Source organism: Bradyrhizobium sp. UFLA06-06 (assembly GCF_054820065.1).
Window position 1 is genome coordinate 37,240 of the sequence record NZ_JADFUD010000010.1, and the last position, 16,062, is coordinate 53,301.

Below are 16,062 nucleotides of genomic sequence, written 5' to 3' on the forward strand. Positions count from 1 at the left end.
CCATTGCGCAGCGGCGTCTGTGGCCGACCCCCATCCTGACCTTCCCCCTTTCAGGGGGAAGGAAAAGCAGTAACGCAGTCCGCTGCTGCGCAACTCAATGCATCGTGGCGATCTTGATGTAGGACGGGCCGAGGATCACGATGAACAGGCAGGGCAGGAAGAACAGGATCATCGGCACCGTCAGCTTGGGCGGCAGTGATGCGGCCTTCTTCTCGGCCTCGTTCATCCGCATGTCGCGGTTTTCCTGCGCCATCACGCGCAAGCTCTGGCCGAGCGGCGTGCCGTAGCGCTCGGACTGCTGCAAGGCCATGCACACCGACTTCACGCCTTCGAGGCCGGTGCGGCGCGCCAGGTTCTCATAGGCCGTCTTGCGGTCCTGCAAATAGGACAGTTCCGCGGTCGTCAGCGCAAACTCCTCCGACAGCGCGACCGATTGCCCGGCGATCTCGTTGGCCACTTTCCGGAATGCGACCTCGACCGACATGCCCGACTCGATGCAGATCAGCAGCAGGTCGAGCGAATCCGGGAAGGCGCGCTTGATCTGGAGCTGGCGCTTGGAGATTGCGTTCTTCAGGAACAGCATCGGCGCCTGCAGGCCGGCATAGGCCGCGCCGACGCAAATGCCGATCTTGAGCGTGAGCGACCAGTTCGCGCCGGCAATGAAGAACGTATAGATGATAGCGCCGATGAGCATCAGGATCGGCGTGACCGCCCGCGCTGCCAGAAAATAGACATACGGAGCGTGGCCGCGATAGCCCGCCATCACGAGCTTCTCGATCGCCGCTTCCTGGGCCAGCCATTTGGTGAGATTCAGGTCATCCACCATCTTGGAGACGGCCTGCTTCGGCGTCTGGCGCAGCGTCACCTTTTCCGACTTGGAGAGACGGTCGCGCTCGCGCTGCCGCAGGCGCTCGCGCTCGCTGGCGACCGCCTTCATGCGCTTGTTGAGATCGCCGCCGGCGAGCAGCGGCATCACCAGCGTGTAGACCGTCGCGCTTGCCGCGAAGAAGGCAAGCAGCATGGTCATGAACCTGACGTCGTGGAGCTTGGCGACCAGAATATCAATCATGCTGCACCGTCAGAAATCGAAGTTGATCATCTTCTTCATCACCAGCACGCCCATCGACATCCAGATCGCGCAGGCGACCAGCATGAGCTGGCCCATCGAATTCGTCCACAGCAGGGCGATGTAGTCCGGCGTCGTCAGGAACACGAGGATCATCACGATCGGCGGCAGCGAGCCGATGATGGCGGCGGAGGCCTTCGCTTCCATCGACATCGCCTGGATCTTCTCGGCCATCTTCTTGCGGTCGCGCAGCACCCTCGACAGGTTGCCGAGCGCTTCCGACAAATTGCCGCCCGACTTCTGCTGGATCGCGATCACGATGCCGAAGAAGTTGGCCTCCGGCAGCGGCATCCGCTCGTAGAGCCGGGCACAGGCTTCGCCGAGCGGCATGCCGATCGCCTGGGTCTCGATGATGGCGAGAAACTCGCTGCGCAGCGGTTCCGGCGCGTCGTTGACGACCGCCTTGAGCGATTCGAACAGCGGCAGGCCGGCCTTGATGCCGCGCACGATGACGTCGACGGCGTCAGGCAGCGCCTTCAGGAACGCCTTCTCCCGCCGCTTCTTCAGGAAGCCGAGCACCCAGCGCGGCAGGCCGAGACCCATGGCAAAGCCGATGCCGGCCGCGCCGAGCAGGCCTCCGCCAACCATGAAGGCCACGCCGAACCCGAACAGGCCAAGGGCGCCCGAGATCATCCAGAACTTCTGCTCCGACCAGTCCAGTCCGGCCTGCGAGATGCGCACGCCGAGCGGGACCTTCTTGTCCTTCTGACGCCGCGCCTCGAGCTCCTTCAGCGATCCTTCGACCTGCTCGCGGCGGGAGCGTTGCGTGCGGTCAGCATTTCGTGTCGTCGTGGGTTCGCTGCGCGCCACCGACGCGCGGCGCGACTCGGCCTTCTTTTCCCCCGAAAGGTAGGGATACAGGAAGACCCAGGCGATGCCGCCGACCGTCGTGGCGGCGAGGAAGGCGAGAGCCAGAGTTTGCGTCTGCATCCTGCGTTCCCCTAGACCGGCGCCGGCGCGTCGGAGGCGTCGAGCGCCGCCGCAAGCCGCTTCTCTTCATTGTAGTAGCGCGCACGTTCCCAGAAGCGCGGCCGGCCGATGCCGGTCGAGCGGTGCTTGCCGATGATCTTGCCGTTGGCGTCTTCCCCGACCACGTCGTAGAGGAAGACATCCTGGGTGATGATAGTGTCGCCTTCCATGCCCATCACCTCGGTGATGTGCGTGATGCGGCGTGAACCGTCGCGCAGGCGCGCCGCCTGCACGATGATGTCGACCGAGGCGCAGATCATCTCACGAATGGTGCGAGACGGAAGCGAGAAGCCGCCCATGGTGATCATGGATTCGCAGCGCGACAGTGCTTCGCGCGGATTGTTGGCGTGCAGCGTGCCCATCGAGCCGTCGTGGCCGGTGTTCATGGCCTGCAACAGGTCGAACGCTTCGGGTCCGCGGACTTCGCCGACGATGATGCGTTCCGGGCGCATACGCAGGCAGTTGCGGACCAGTTCGCGCATCGTCACCTGGCCCTCGCCCTCGATGTTCGGCGGCCGGGTCTCCAGCCGCACCACATGCGGCTGCTGCAGCTGAAGCTCGGCGGCGTCCTCGCAGGTGATGATGCGCTCGTCGTGCTCGATATAGTTGGTCAGGCAGTTCAGCAGCGTGGTCTTGCCCGAGCCGGTGCCGCCGGAGATGATCACGTTGCAGCGGACGCGGCCGATGATCTGCAGGATGGTTGCCCCTTCCGGGGTGATCGCGCCGAACTTGACGAGCTGCTCCAGCGTCAGCTTGTCCTTCTTGAATTTGCGGATGGTGAGCGCGGGCCCGTCGATCGCCAGCGGCGGCACGATGGCGTTGACGCGGGAACCGTCGGCGAGGCGGGCGTCGCAGATCGGCGAGGATTCGTCGACGCGCCGGCCGACCTGGCTGACGATGCGCTGGCAGATGTTGAGAAGCTGCTGGTTGTCGCGAAAGCGGATGCCGGTGCGCTGGATCTTGCCGGCGACTTCGATGAATACGGTGCCTGCGCCGTTGACCATGATGTCGGCGATGTCGTCGCGCGACAGCAGCGGCTCCAGCGGACCGTAGCCGAGCACGTCGTTGCAGATGTCGTCGAGCAGCTCCTCCTGCTCGGCGATCGACATCACGATGTTCTTGATCGCGATGATCTCGTTGACGATGTCGCGGATTTCCTCGCGCGCCGATTCGCTGTCCAGCTTGGCGAGCTGGGCAAGGTCGATCGCCTCGATCAGGGCGCCGAAGATCGTCGCCTTGACCTGGTAGTAGTTGTCCGAGCGGCGGGCTTCGACGGCGGGAGCAGGCGGTGGCTTGCTAGGTGCCAGCGGCGGCGACGAGATCGCCGGTGCGGCGGACTCGCGCGACATCGCCGGCGCGCCGGCAGGCTCCGGCGCCTGAAACGCGGGCTTGGGTGCCCGCACGTCCCCATCGTTTCCGCTACGCTTACCAAACACGACGTCTTAACTCCACGCGGACCACTATTTGGACCGCAGCTTTTCGAGCAGGGGCGACAGGAAGGACCCCCTCGGCTTCTTGGTCTCGCCGCGGCCTGTCAGCCGCTGCGCCATCTGCAGAAACATCTCGACCGCGCGGTGATTGGCGGAAATCTCGGCGATCATCTGGCCGTTGTTGGCGGCAGAACCGAAGATCTGCGGATCGAACGGGATGGCGGCGATCGGCTGGCTTTCGATCGCCTTGGCGAACTCGCCGGCCGCGATCTCGGGACGCTTCGGCACGCCGACCTGGTTCAGGCAGTACAGAGGTGCGCGGTCGTTGGGCCGCGACGCCTTCAGCAGGTCGAACATGTTCTTGGCATTGCGCAGATTGGCGAGATCGGGCGCCGCCACGATCAGAATGTCGTCGGCCGCGATCAACGCGCGCTTGGTCCAGCCGGACCATTGATGCGGCACGTCGAGCACGATGCAGGGCATCGTGGTCCGCAGCGTATCGAAGATCGCATCGAACGCCTCGGCGCCGAAATCGTAGACCTTGTCGAGCGTCGCCGGCGCCGCCAGCAGGCTCAGATGGTCGGTGCATTTCGACAGCAGGCGGTCGACGAAGGCGGTATCGACGCGGTCCGGCGAGAACACGGCATCGGCGATGCCTTGCGCGGGATCCTGGTTGTAGTTGAGGCCGGCGGTGCCGAAGGCGAGGTCGAGGTCGGCGACCACGGAATCAAGCGCCAGATCGCGGGCAATCGCCCAGGCGACATTGTGGGCGATGGTCGAAGCGCCGACGCCGCCCTTGGCACCGACGACGGCGACGATGCGGCCGACCGCCTTGGCTTCCGGCGCCGAGAACAGGTTGCAGACCGCGCGCACCACGTCGATCGCATGGGCCGGCGCAATCACGTAATCGCTGACGCCGCGGCGCACCAGCTCGCGATACAGCGTCACGTCGTTGACGCGGCCGATCACGACTACGCGGGTGCCGGCGTCGCACACTGTTGCGAGCTGATCGAGGCCAGCCAGGATGTCGCCGCGGCCCTCGGTCTCGAGGATGATGACATTGGGCGTCGGCGCCGAGCGATAGGCTTCGATGGCAGCCGCCATGCCGCCCATCTGGATCTTGAGGTGAGCCTTGGCCAGCCGGCGATCCTCGCCCGCCGACTGCACGGCGGCAGCGGTCTCGACCGTTTCGCAGAACGCCTGGACCGAAACCCGTGGCGCCGGAGCAATATGGTCGTCCGCGGCCTGCGGCGGGGCGTCCGTCTGCTCTTCGGAGTTTTGCTGCGCGTAGGTGATCATTTTCCTGTGTCGCTTAGCTTGGCCCTGTCGGACTCGGGATAAGTCGTGGCGGTGGTGGTGCCCTTGCGATACTTGTCGAAGGCGATGTTACGACGTGATGTATAGGCAGGGGTTTCCGCGCGCGGCTGCACGAGGTCGGTCGGGTCTTCGACCATGGCTGCGAGGTTGCGCTGATTGGCGCAGCCGAAATTGTAGTACTGCTTGTTCTCGATGTAGGACCCGTTGTGGATCGACGGGCCGAGATCTTCCGGCCAGAGGCCGCACGGCCCGGCGACCGCTTTCATCTTTGGATAGTTCACGCGGATCGCGGGCATCTGGCGCGGATCCTCGGGACGGTATTTGCGAACGAGGATCCCGCGCGGCGGCACGCCGGCGGCGGTGAACGTGGCCTGGATCTCGCGCAGCGATTCCTGGGCGGTCCGTGCGTTCGGCGTGTCGGCGGGAACGTCGATGGTGACGGCGCCGGTTCCCTCGCGCATCCAGTCCTGCGCCATCCCCATCACCTCGGCGCGCTGCTCCGCAGTCAGGCCGCCGCGGCTGCGGCCGACGAAGACCACGATCGAGCGATCAGCCTCGGTGACCGCGATCGGGTGACGCTGGCGATAGTCGGCCGGCGCGTTCACCATCGCGAAGCTGTTGTCGGCGGCGTGCTGGCAGGCGCCCAGCGTCATCGCGAGGCTGACGAGCGCTCCGGCGAGAGCGATGCCGCGCCGGTAACCGGCGGATGTCCTGGATATGGTCTGTGTCATCGTCCGCCTCAGTCCGTAATGAAGCCGTAAGTGCCGCGGTAATTCCGCGCCGGCTCGGTGCGGCCGGGCACGCCGTAGACGCGATTGATGCTGCCCAGCAGGTCGGCCTGCGGATCGGACGCGTTGGCGAAGCCGTCATCCGGACGCGACAGGTCTTTCTGCGCCACCGCGCGAACGACATAGGGCGTCACCAGCACCATCATCTCGGTCTGGTTGTTGACGAAATCCCGGCTGCGGAACAGCGTTCCGAGCACCGGCAGCGACGCCAGTCCGGGCAGGCCATTGATCGCCTGCTTGGTCTGGTCCTGGATCAGGCCGGCCATAGCCATCGAGCCGCCCGAGGGAATTTCCAGCGTGGTCTCGGCGCGCCGGGTCTTGATCGAGGGGATCGTCGTTCCGCCGGCGCCGCCGGTCAGCGAGTTCTCGGTCGAGACTTCCGACACTTCCGTCATCACGCGCAGGCTGATCCGTCCCTCGGTCAGCACCACGGGCGTGAAGTTGAGCGAAATGCCGAATTTCTTGAAGCTGACGGTCTGAACGCAATTTCCGATCGCGCCTCCCGTCGTCGTCTGACAGGTCACGCCGGTCGGAATTGGAAATTCGCCGCCCGAGATGAAGGTCGCCGATTCGCCGGAGATCGCAGTCAGGTTCGGCTCGGCGAGCGTCCGCACCACGCCCGCGCTTTCCATGGCGCGTAGCGTCGCCGACACCGATGGAGCCGCGCCGAACGATGTGGTGAGGGCGTTACCGGGCACCAGCGCCGCGTTGTTCGCCGTGAACGGGTTGTTGTTGGTGAATTTCACCACGGTGGTGCCGTAGTTGAGGTTCGCGGTGAGGTCGATGCCGAGCTGCTTGATCAGGCTGCGCGAGACTTCGGCGACCGTCACCTTCAGCATCACCTGGTCGCGGCCGCGAACCGTGATGGAGTTCACGACCTTGTCGGCGCTGCCGACCAGCCGCGTGGCGATCTCGCCGGCCTGCTGCGCTTCGATCGGGCTCGCTGCGCTTCCGGTCAGCATGACGCCCTCGCCGACACCCTCGATCTGGATATCGGCATTCGGCAGTGCTGCGCGCAGGGCCGCCCGCACGCCGTTGAGGTCACGCTTGACCGCGATGTCATAGGCCGCGATCTGCTGGCCGGCGGCGTCGAAGAACACGATGTTGGTCTGGCCGACCGTCGCGCCGATGATGTAGGCGCGTTGCGCCGAGCGGACCACGGCATTGGCGATCTTGGGATCGGCGACCAGCACATCCTTGATGTCCCTCGGCAGATCGATCACCACCGATTTGCCGACGCCGAGTGCGAGGAAGCGGGCGTTCATCTGGCCGTCGGCCGCGGCGGGAGCGGCGCGGTAGTCGCCCGCCACCACCGGCGTCAGTGCCGGGTTGAGCGTGAGCGCCGCGACGGCCGAGAACGACAATGCGCGGACCATGAAGGCCCGCATCGTCCGTTGAGTTGCCCCGCCCTTCATCACCTGTGTCCTCATGGTCACTTCTGCATCGTTGCCTGGTTGGCAACGCCAAAGCGGATGACGTTGATGGTCTCACCGCGTCTTTGGTGGTTGTCGTCGGTCCTGACGTCGGTCCCGTTGTTGTCGGCGATGCTGCGCAGCGCCAGCGACAGGACGCCGCTCTGGCGCGCGCGCGCCAGCGTCTCGGTCTGGTCAGGCTTCAGCTCCAGCGTCACCGTCTTGCCGATCAGTGCGTTGGTGCCGTCCTTCTCCTTCGGCGCCTGGTCGATCGCAAGGACGCGGATATTGGTCAGGATGACCTCGGAATTGACGATGTCGGCGCCGCTGCGGTCGGGATTCTTGTCCCGCTTCGACAGCAGGACGTCGACCCGGTCGTTCGGCAGGATGAAGCCGCCGGCACCGGTCTCGGGAGAGATTTCAGTCGATACCGCCCGCATGCCGGTCGGCAGGATCGCGGCCATGAAGCCGCTTCCGTCGGCCTTGACGAGCTTCTGCTCGCGGATCGGCTCGCCCTGGATGAACGGGGCGCGCGCGATCGAGCCGGTGACGTCCTTGATGGCGTCGGCGTGGCTGTCCTTGCGCATGAAGCTGGCGCTGGCGGTCGCCGCCGGCCAGGTCTGCCACTGCAGATCTTCGGCCTTCACTGCCTGGCCGAGGCCGATGTCGGCGCGCGCGACCAGGATGTCGACGGTCGGCAGCTGGGCAACTGGCGGAGGGGCCGCCGGCTTGTCGTCGCTTCCGCTCGCCAAATAAAGCGCCGCAAGGCCGGCGCAGCCTGCAATTGCCAGGACCAGAATGCGGGCCTTATCCATTACGCTTCACTTTCCACATGACGCCGCGACGCTGCCGCCGCCGTGATGGGAGTTGACCAGCTATTCGTCAAAGCATGGTTAATGAGGCGTATCTAAATCGCCTTAACGGGCGGTTACCGCTGCTTTCTCAGCGCATCGCGAAGTGCGCGAGATCGATCGTCTTGATCCAGTCCGTCTCGGGATAGATCAGCAGGGCGCCGAGGGCGAGTGCGATGCCGTAGGGAATTCCGGTCTGCTTGTCGTGCAGGCGGCTGAGCCAGGCCTGCGACGCGAGCGGGTAGGGCAGCGGCCATTGCCGCAGCTGCAGCAAGAGCACGGTCAGCGCACCGCCGAACAAAGACGCAAAGACCAGATAGGGCAGCAGGTGCTCGAACCCGAACCACAGGCCGGCCGCGGCCGCGACCTTGGCGTCTCCGCCGCCGACCCAGCCCATCGCGAACATGCCGAACGCCACCACGAGAACCAGCGCGCCTGCGCCGGCATGGGTGAGGATATCGTGGACGCCCATCCCGGTCAGCGGCGCCAGGACAAAGAAGCCCGCCACCAGTGCCAGCGAAATCCGGTTCGGGATCGTCATGGTCAAGAGATCGCTCGCCGCCGCAAAGGCCATCAGGGCCGGAAACAGCATCAAGCGTGCGATGTCGAGGATCATGAATTCATGCCGTCAAGCTGGAGCTGCGGTCGAGACCCGACGCTAGCGGCCAATGGTGAACAATCGGAAAAGGATTGCCGGCACCATCAACGGAGGCTGCCGATCGGCCCCCGACAAATAGCAAAGGTCCCGGGATTGCCGGGACCTTTGATGCGAATTCGTCGAAGCCGGCTTACTTCAGCGAGCCCGAGATCGAGTTGAAGGTACCCGAGAGCTTCGTGCCGACGCCGTTGACTGCAGCGATGATCGCGATGGCGATACCGGTGGCGATCAGGCCGTACTCGATGGCGGTCGCGCCCGATTCGTCCTTCACGAAGCGCGAAACGAGGTTCTTCATAAAATCACTCCTGTGTACACGTGGCTGGTCGAACTAGATTTGGTCTCGCCGGCGTTCTCAGCACCGTGACCATTGCGGCACCCTAGTGTTGGACGATTTCGGCGCAGTTAATTTGATCGCATAAACTCTGCGGGAACCCGCTGATGTTGCGCACAGTAAATTTGGCATTAAACGGTCCGCTAAAATTGCAGACTGTTGCTGCGACCCGGCGCCCGGCGCCTATTCACGGCTCCTTAAGCGCACATCTATACCCATGGGGCTTCCGTAGTATGAGGCTGCCATGTCCACCCTTCCGATCGAAGTCATCGAGATGCTCGGCCAGACGATGATGAGGGTGGTGCCGATCACGATCGGCCTCGCGCTGTTCTTCACGGTGCTGACCCACTTCTGGGCCTGCAATCCCGGCAAGCCGTGGTGGCAGAAGCGCGAGCTGGTCACGGACATCTGCTACTGGTTCTTCGTGCCGGTATTCGCCCGCGTGCTGCGCATCGGGCTGCTGGTGGTGGGCGCGGCCGCGGTGTTCGACGTGCACGGTGCCGACGAGCTGATCTCGTTCTACGAGAACGGACACGGCCCGCTGGCGCAGCTGCCGCTCTGGCTGCAATCGATCATCTTCCTGGTCGCCGCCGACTTCATGCTGTATTGGCTGCACCGGATGTTTCACGGCGGCGGCTTCTGGAAGTACCACGCCATTCATCATTCCTCCGAGGATCTCGAATGGATCTCGGCGGCGCGCTTCCATCCCGTCAATCTGCTGATCGGCACGATCTCGGTCGACGTGATCCTGCTGATGGCCGGCATCTCGCCGAACATCATGCTGTGGGTCGGTCCTTTCACCACATTCCACTCCGCCTTCGTGCACGCCAACCTGAACTGGACGCTCGGTCCGTTCAAATATGTGATCGCCACGCCGGTGTTTCATCGCTGGCATCACACCGCGCTCGAGGAGGGTGGCGACACCAATTTCGCCGGCACGTTTCCGCTCTGGGACATTCTGTTCGGGACATTCCGCATGCCCGAAGGCAAGCTTCCGGATGATTACGGCGTCGACGCCGAGCAGGGCGTGCCGGCCGAAATCGGCGGACAGCTGGCCTATCCGTTCCGTCATTGACCGGACCGTGCGCGCATGAGTGCTGAGACCGCAACCGTCCCACAGGTGCGGGCCTCGGTGTTCGCCGAAGTCCCGGCCTGGTTCTGGATGGCGTGCGGCGTCTATGCGCTGCTGCTGGTCGTCGGCGACAGGCTGCTCGCCGATTCCGACACCTACTGGCAGATTGCCGTCGGCCGGTGGATCCTCGACCACCGCGCATTGCCGTCGGTCGATATCTATTCCTTCACCAAGGCGGGTGAGCCGTGGGTGTCGTCGTCCTGGCTGGCGCAGGTCCTGTTCGCGAAGGCCTACGACCTTGCCGGGTGGACCGGGCCCGCGGCGCTGGCCGCCGCCTGCGGCGCCGCCACCTTCGCACTGCTCACCGCCATCCTCAGCCGCGCGCTGCCGGCGATCTACGCCAGCCTGATCGCGCTGGCGGCGCTGGTGCTGACATGCGGGCATCTGCTGGCCCGTCCGCATGTGCTTGCACTGCCGATCATGATGGTCTGGGCGAACGGCCTGATGGTCGCCAGCGAACGCCGCGAGGCTCCTTCGTTCTGGCTGCTGCCGCTGATCGCGCTCTGGGCCAACCTGCATGGCGGCTTTCTGTTCGGCCTGGTGCTGGCCGGCGCCTTCGCGCTCGATGCGCTGTGGAACGCCGCGCCAGCGCAAAGATTGCCGCTGGCGCTGCGCTGGGCCGCATTCGGCCTCGGCGCGCTGGCCGCGTGCTGCGTGACGCCCTATGGCTGGGGGACGATCCTCGCCTCGCTGAGGATTCTCAGCCTCGGTGAATTGCTGCATCTCATCGCGGAGTGGATGCCGGCGAGTTTCAGCCACGTCGATGCGTTCGAGCTGACCATTCTCGGCCTGATCGGCGGGGCGCTCTATTGCGGGGTGAAGCTGCCGCTGCCGCGAATCGCCCTGGCGCTGGGCCTGCTGCACATGGCGCTATCCCATGTCAGGAATCTCGAGCTCTTCGCTTTGCTGTTGCCGCTGGCCGTGCTGACGCCGGTGGCAAGCCAGTTCGGCCTGCGGGCCGCAAGCGTGGTCCGGCTGAAGGCCACGCCGGCCGCGATGCTGATCGCCGCGCTCTGCGTCTCGACCTGGTTCATTGCGGCGCGCCGGGACATGTCGCCGCCGACGATCCATTCGCCCACCGCCGCCGTCGACGCGCTGAAGGCGCACAACGTGCAGCGCGTGCTCAATGATCTGCAGTTCGGCGGCTATCTGATCTGGCGCCAGGTGCCGGTGTTCGTCGACGGCCGCGCCGAGCTCTACGGCGAGAAGTTCGGGATGGCCTATTATCGTGCGCTCCAGCTCAAGGACGTCGACGGCTTCCTCGATCTGCTCAAGACCTACAGAATCGATGCGGTGATGCTCGATCCGGCAACGCCCGCCTCCAGATTTCTCGATCACATCGATGGATGGCAGCGCCTCTACGCCGACGATCGCGTGGTGGTGCATGTGCGTGGCGCCGGCTAGACGGCGGTCCCCGCGGGGGTGTTTTTCCGCGGGATCACCGGGCCGTTGGCCGATCCGTTCCGGAAGTCGTGACATCCGCGCAATTCGGCGGTCGATTTTTGCTCTTCTTAAATGAATTGCCGTCAGATTTGCCTGCGTCGGGCGCCGGTCCGCTGCGTATCGCTTTTGCCGGCTTGTTAACGTCCCGGGGTAAGGTATGTCGTTTCAGTCCCAGCGTATTCGCGCCGTCGCGCGTATTGGATTCATCTCGCTGGCCGCAGCCGTTCTGCTGTGGCCCGCATTCGCAACGGCAGCGCCGGATCCGGACCGGATTGCGGTCAATGTCGATCAGGCCAAGCTCGTCAAGCTGCCCGGCGGCATCTCCACCATCGTGGTCGGCAACCCGCTGATCGCCGACGTCACCCTGCAGAATGGCGGCGTTGTCGTCGTGACCGGCAAGGGCTACGGCGCGACCAACTTCATCGCTCTCGACCGCACCGGCCAGGTGCTGGTGGATCGCCAGATCCAGGTCGAAGGTCCGACCGACCAGTTGGTCACCGTCTATCGCGGCGTCGATCGCGAGACCTACAGCTGCATGCCGGTCTGCCAGCGCCGCATCACCCTCGGCGACGGCGAGACCTACTTCAAGTCGACCATGGACCAGGCCGGCTCGCTCAACAGCCAGGCCTCCGGCTCGGGCGCGGCCGCGAAGCCGCAGAACTAGCGCGTGTCCGCGCCGGCGTTTCACACGCCGGGGCAGCCGCCGGCCGAGGCGGTTCATCCGACATGGTTAAGAAAAGCCTAACGGATCGGGTCGTTCTGTCTCGATCCGGCGAAATACTTCGACAATGAGTCTCGGGTAGTTGTTGTCGCCATGTTGATCCGGGGTCGTTGATGCCGCTGCCCGCTCATTCTTTTGCGCGCCTCCTCCATCGCTTTCGCAGAAACCGCCGTGGCGCGACCGCAGTCGAATTCGCGATGGTCGCGCCGCTGTTTTTCGGACTGCTGTTTGCGATCATCGAAGTGGCGATGATCTTCTTCGCGAGCCAGGTGCTGGAGACGGTGACGCAGGATTCCGCGCGCATGATCATGACCGGTCAGGCGCAGGGCGCAAGCTATACCCAGCAGCAGTTCAAGAACTTCGTCTGCGGCCAGGTCAGCGCGCTGTTCGATTGCGCCAACGGCATATCGGTCGACGTGCGCAGCTATCCCGCTGCGACGGGCTTTAGCAGCGTCAACATCGCGCCTCCGATCGATTCCAACAACGCATTCATTCCGACCATGAAATGGTGTCCCGGCAAGGACGGCGACGTCGTGGTGGTCCGGCTGTTCTATCAGTGGCCGCTGTTCGTCACCAAGCTTGGCTTCAATGTCGCCAACCTCGCCAACGGCAAGCGGCTGCTGACCGCGACCGCGACATTCAAGAACGAGCCATCCGGCACCGCCGGGGCGACATGCTCATGAGCAACGTCATGAAAACCCAGGCAGCGGCCTTGCTGCGCTCGGTCGCGGCCCTCTGCAATGACCGCCGGGGCCTTGCCGCGGTCGAGTTCGCTTTCGTCCTGCCGCTGATGCTGGTGCTGTTCTTCGGCACCGTCGAGTTTTCATCCGGTGTCGCGGTCGACCGCAAGGTCACCTTGATGGCGCGCGCCGCGTCGGACCTGACCTCGCAGTCGACGCAGGTGGTGGATGCCGACCTGCAGAACTTCTTCAGCGCCAGCGTCGGCATCATGACGCCATACGATCCGACGCCGACCAAGGTCACATTGTCGGAAATCTACGTCGATGCCTCGAAGGTCGCGCGGATCCAGTGGAGCAAGGCGGGGGTGATGGCCACGGGCGCCACGCAGGCCACATTGACGGCCTCGAGCCGCAGTCAGGGCGATGTCGTGACCAGCGTCGTTCCGGCGGCGCTGCTGGTTGCGGACACCTATCTGATCTTCAGCGAAGTCAGCTACAAATACGTTCCGACGGTCGGCTATGTGATGGCCAAGGGCGGCATCAATCTCAGCGACGTGGCCTATACGAGACCGCGGCAGTCGCGTTGCGTGTTCTACGCCCCGACGTCCGCCACGATGCCGACGACCTGCTCGACCTATTAGAGCGTTTTCGAGCGAAGTGGATACCGGTTCGCGTGAAGAAAACGCGTCAAAACAAGAATCTAGAGCCCCGTTCCGATTCAATCGGAACAGGATAGGCTCTAGAGCCTTTCGAACGACGCTGACGCCGGTTGGCAATCCAGACAAAAAGGGCCGCATCCGAAGATGCGGCCCTTGATGCTTTAGCGACAATTTCCTGGAGCTTCGCGCTCCCGGGAAATCGGCTTATCCGGCGGCGCGCAGATTGTCGGCCGAGGATTTGCCGGAACGGCGGTCAGCCACGATCTCGTAGGAGATCTTCTGGCCTTCACGCAGAGTGCCAAGGCCGGCGCGCTCGACTGCACTGATGTGCACGAACACGTCGTTCCCGCCTTCATCCGGCTGGATGAAGCCGTAGCCCTTGGTCGCGTTAAACCACTTCACGGTTCCCATGCTCACGTGGGTAGTCCCTTCTCAGATATACAAGTTCAAGACCCGCTGATCGGCGGGGTGGTGAGATCGAATTTTTGGAAGGGTCGTCAGCGTCTGAACCGGCTGTACCGGTATTGGCTAATGTCGTCCGGCCGAAAATCGATGGGTAGGATATTATTCGATAGAAGGCTTCAAAACAATCCTGAAAACAATCCTGACGTGCGCGATTTTTTGGCCGGCGCAGCCGCCGGCCAATTGTGCGCAGGACATCAGGACGTCATGCCCGCAGCGGTTGCAAGACCCCGCTTATCGGCGGCGGAACTGGCCGCCGCGCTGGGCTCCGCCCCGCGGCGGGCCGCCGGGCGCGCCGCTCGGACGTTCGTCCTTGTGCCGGAAAATCAGGCGCCCTTTTTCGAGATCGTAGGGCGACATTTCGATCGTAACGCGGTCGCCGGCCAGCGTCTTGATGCGGTTTTTCTTCATCTTGCCGGCGGTGTAGGCGACGATCTCGTGCCCGGCATCGAGTTGCACCCGGTAACGAGCGTCGGGGAGAATTTCGGTCACCAGTCCTTCGAACTGGATCAGCTCTTCCTTAGCCATATGTTTCTCCAGATCGAGCGACGGCTAGTGCTTCGGTCGGTTGTTGCGGTTGTGTTGCGGATTCGGCCGGCTCTCGCGATGCAAGAAGGCGACGCCCTGAATGCCTTCGCTGTTGCCGGCCTGCGACGGACGCGGCGACTCGCCCCGGCTCGTCTGCGGCGCGCCATTATTACCACCTCGACGGCGGCGGCGGCGAGGGCCTTTTGCACCCGGAGCGGCCTCATTCCCACGGACATTATGTGCGCGGGGCGCAGAACGGCCGCCCCGGTGCGGGTGGGTGGCCTGGGCCGGCGCGGCGGCCTCGCGGCCGCCAGAGGAGCTGCCTTGTGTGCGGCGGTCTTCCCGCGGCACGGTAATCCGGATCAGCCGCTCGATATCGCGCAAATAGCCCATCTCCTCGGCGCCTGCGATCAGCGAGATCGCGACGCCGTCGGCGCCGGCGCGTGCCGTGCGGCCGATGCGGTGGACGTAGGTCTCCGGGATGTTGGGCAGGTCGAAATTCACCACGTGGCTGACGCCGTCGACGTCGATCCCGCGGGCGGCGATATCGGTCGCCACCAGCGTGCGGATTTCGCCGGAACGGAACGCCGCCAGCGTGCGCTCGCGGTGGTTCTGCGACTTGTTGCCGTGGATCGCATTGGCCTCGATGCCGGCCTTGGCAAGGCTCTTCACCACCTTGTCGGCGCCGTGCTTGGTGCGGGTGAAGACCAGGGCGCGGTTGACCGGTTCCTGCTTCAGCAGCTGGGCGAGAACCGTCGGCTTGGCCGCGAAATCGACCTGGATCGCGCGCTGGGCGATGCGATCCACCGTCGAGGCCACCGGCGTCACCGCCACGCGGGCCGGGTCGCGCAGCATCGCCTCGGCGAGCTCGGCGATGTCCTTGGGCATGGTGGCCGAGAAGAACAGCGTCTGGCGCCGGATCGGCAACTTGGCGACGATTTTCCTGATGTCGTTGATGAAGCCCATGTCGAGCATGCGGTCGGCTTCATCGAGCACCAGGAACTCGACCTGGTTGAGCTTCAGTCCGTTGCTCTGCACGAGGTCGAGCAGGCGGCCGGGGGTGGCGACCAGCACCTCGACGCCCTGCATCAGGGAACGGACTTGGCGGCCCATCGGCACGCCGCCGATGGCGAGCGTCGAGGACAGCCGGATGTGGCGGCCATAGGTGTTGAAACTGTCGAGGATCTGCCCGGACAGTTCGCGGGTCGGCGAGAGCACCAGCACGCGGCAGCTCTTGGGCTGCGGGCGGACGCGGTTTTCAAGCAGCCGGTGCAGGATCGGCAGCGCGAAGGAGGCGGTCTTGCCGGTACCGGTCTGGGCGATGCCGACGACGTCGCGGCCGGCAAGGGCTAGCGGGATGGTCTGGGCCTGGATGGGGGTCGGCGTGAGATAATTTTCTTCTCGGAGCGCGCGGGCGATGGGATCGGCGAGGCCGAAATCCTGAAAGGAGGTCAAAAGGTGGTTCTTTCCATAAAAGCCGTCGTCGTCCCGGCCCATATCGGCCGGAAGCGCAGGAAGGCATTCGGGGACACCCGCGTGTCTGGGGCGTCAAGCT

The 16,062-nt window shown here is 64.6% G+C and carries 17 protein-coding genes; 5 read left to right on the forward strand and 12 right to left on the reverse strand.

Annotation, left to right across the window (positions count from 1 at the left end; translation table 11 throughout):
- Positions 1–94: 94 nt before the first annotated feature.
- The 9 genes from IF803_RS11140 to IF803_RS11180 form a co-directional block, all read right to left on the reverse strand.
- Positions 95–1,069, reverse strand: a complete 975-nt coding sequence (locus tag IF803_RS11140) for a type II secretion system F family protein (RefSeq protein ID WP_028342291.1) — start codon at positions 1,067–1,069, stop codon at positions 95–97.
- A gap of 9 nt (positions 1,070–1,078) precedes the next feature.
- On the reverse strand, positions 1,079–2,056 hold the full coding sequence (locus tag IF803_RS11145; RefSeq protein ID WP_028342290.1) for a type II secretion system F family protein: 978 nt from the start codon (positions 2,054–2,056) through the stop codon (positions 1,079–1,081).
- Positions 2,057–2,067: 11 nt separating this feature from the next.
- Positions 2,068–3,531 carry a CpaF family protein gene (locus IF803_RS11150; protein ID WP_028342289.1) on the reverse strand — a complete coding sequence of 488 codons (1,464 nt, stop codon included), beginning with the start codon at positions 3,529–3,531 and terminating at the stop codon, positions 2,068–2,070.
- Between the two features lie 24 nt (positions 3,532–3,555).
- Complete coding sequence (locus IF803_RS11155; RefSeq protein ID WP_028342288.1) at positions 3,556–4,824, reverse strand: AAA family ATPase; 1,269 nt, start codon at positions 4,822–4,824, stop codon at positions 3,556–3,558.
- The gene (locus IF803_RS11160) at positions 4,821–5,573 is read right to left on the reverse strand and encodes a CpaD family pilus assembly protein (protein WP_051447972.1); all 753 of its coding nucleotides are present in this window, start codon (positions 5,571–5,573) and stop codon (positions 4,821–4,823) included. Before IF803_RS11160 ends, IF803_RS11155 begins: the two co-directional genes overlap by 4 nt.
- A gap of 8 nt (positions 5,574–5,581) precedes the next feature.
- Positions 5,582–7,060 carry a type II and III secretion system protein family protein gene (locus IF803_RS11165; protein WP_085970777.1) on the reverse strand — a complete coding sequence of 493 codons (1,479 nt, stop codon included), beginning with the start codon at positions 7,058–7,060 and terminating at the stop codon, positions 5,582–5,584.
- 2 nt (positions 7,061–7,062) lie between these two features.
- Positions 7,063–7,857, reverse strand: coding sequence for a Flp pilus assembly protein CpaB (gene cpaB, locus IF803_RS11170; protein WP_028342285.1), 795 nt, complete (start codon positions 7,855–7,857; stop codon positions 7,063–7,065).
- 127 nt (positions 7,858–7,984) lie between these two features.
- Positions 7,985–8,509, reverse strand: coding sequence for an A24 family peptidase (locus IF803_RS11175; RefSeq protein WP_028342284.1), 525 nt, complete (start codon positions 8,507–8,509; stop codon positions 7,985–7,987).
- Positions 8,510–8,681: 172 nt separating this feature from the next.
- Positions 8,682–8,846 carry a Flp family type IVb pilin gene (locus IF803_RS11180; protein WP_016842642.1) on the reverse strand — a complete coding sequence of 55 codons (165 nt, stop codon included), beginning with the start codon at positions 8,844–8,846 and terminating at the stop codon, positions 8,682–8,684.
- A 280-nt stretch (positions 8,847–9,126) separates the two neighbouring features.
- Here IF803_RS11180 and IF803_RS11185 point away from each other — a divergent pair, with 280 nt between their 5' ends.
- From IF803_RS11185 to IF803_RS11205, 5 genes are all read left to right on the forward strand, one after another.
- The gene (locus IF803_RS11185; RefSeq protein ID WP_461192183.1) at positions 9,127–9,957 is read left to right on the forward strand and encodes a sterol desaturase family protein; all 831 of its coding nucleotides are present in this window, start codon (positions 9,127–9,129) and stop codon (positions 9,955–9,957) included.
- 15 nt (positions 9,958–9,972) lie between these two features.
- Positions 9,973–11,418: a hypothetical protein gene (locus IF803_RS11190; protein WP_461192184.1), complete on the forward strand. Its 1,446-nt coding sequence runs from the start codon at positions 9,973–9,975 to the stop codon at positions 11,416–11,418.
- A 196-nt stretch (positions 11,419–11,614) separates the two neighbouring features.
- Complete coding sequence (locus tag IF803_RS11195; RefSeq protein WP_038387572.1) at positions 11,615–12,121, forward strand: pilus assembly protein N-terminal domain-containing protein; 507 nt, start codon at positions 11,615–11,617, stop codon at positions 12,119–12,121.
- 170 nt (positions 12,122–12,291) lie between these two features.
- A complete protein-coding gene (locus IF803_RS11200; RefSeq protein WP_016842646.1) occupies positions 12,292–12,861 on the forward strand; it encodes a TadE/TadG family type IV pilus assembly protein in 570 nt (189 codons plus the stop codon).
- Between the two features lie 8 nt (positions 12,862–12,869).
- Positions 12,870–13,499, forward strand: a complete 630-nt coding sequence (locus IF803_RS11205; protein WP_461192185.1) for a TadE/TadG family type IV pilus assembly protein — start codon at positions 12,870–12,872, stop codon at positions 13,497–13,499.
- Between the two features lie 222 nt (positions 13,500–13,721).
- Here the strand turns inward: IF803_RS11205 and IF803_RS11210 are convergent, their stop codons facing one another.
- From IF803_RS11210 to IF803_RS11220, 3 genes are all read right to left on the reverse strand, one after another.
- Positions 13,722–13,934: a cold-shock protein gene (locus tag IF803_RS11210; RefSeq protein WP_016842648.1), complete on the reverse strand. Its 213-nt coding sequence runs from the start codon at positions 13,932–13,934 to the stop codon at positions 13,722–13,724.
- Between the two features lie 279 nt (positions 13,935–14,213).
- Positions 14,214–14,507, reverse strand: a complete 294-nt coding sequence (infA, locus tag IF803_RS11215) for a translation initiation factor IF-1 (protein WP_016842649.1) — start codon at positions 14,505–14,507, stop codon at positions 14,214–14,216.
- 24 nt (positions 14,508–14,531) lie between these two features.
- Positions 14,532–16,004: a DEAD/DEAH box helicase gene (locus tag IF803_RS11220; RefSeq protein ID WP_439711143.1), complete on the reverse strand. Its 1,473-nt coding sequence runs from the start codon at positions 16,002–16,004 to the stop codon at positions 14,532–14,534.
- Positions 16,005–16,062: the final 58 nt, after the last annotated feature.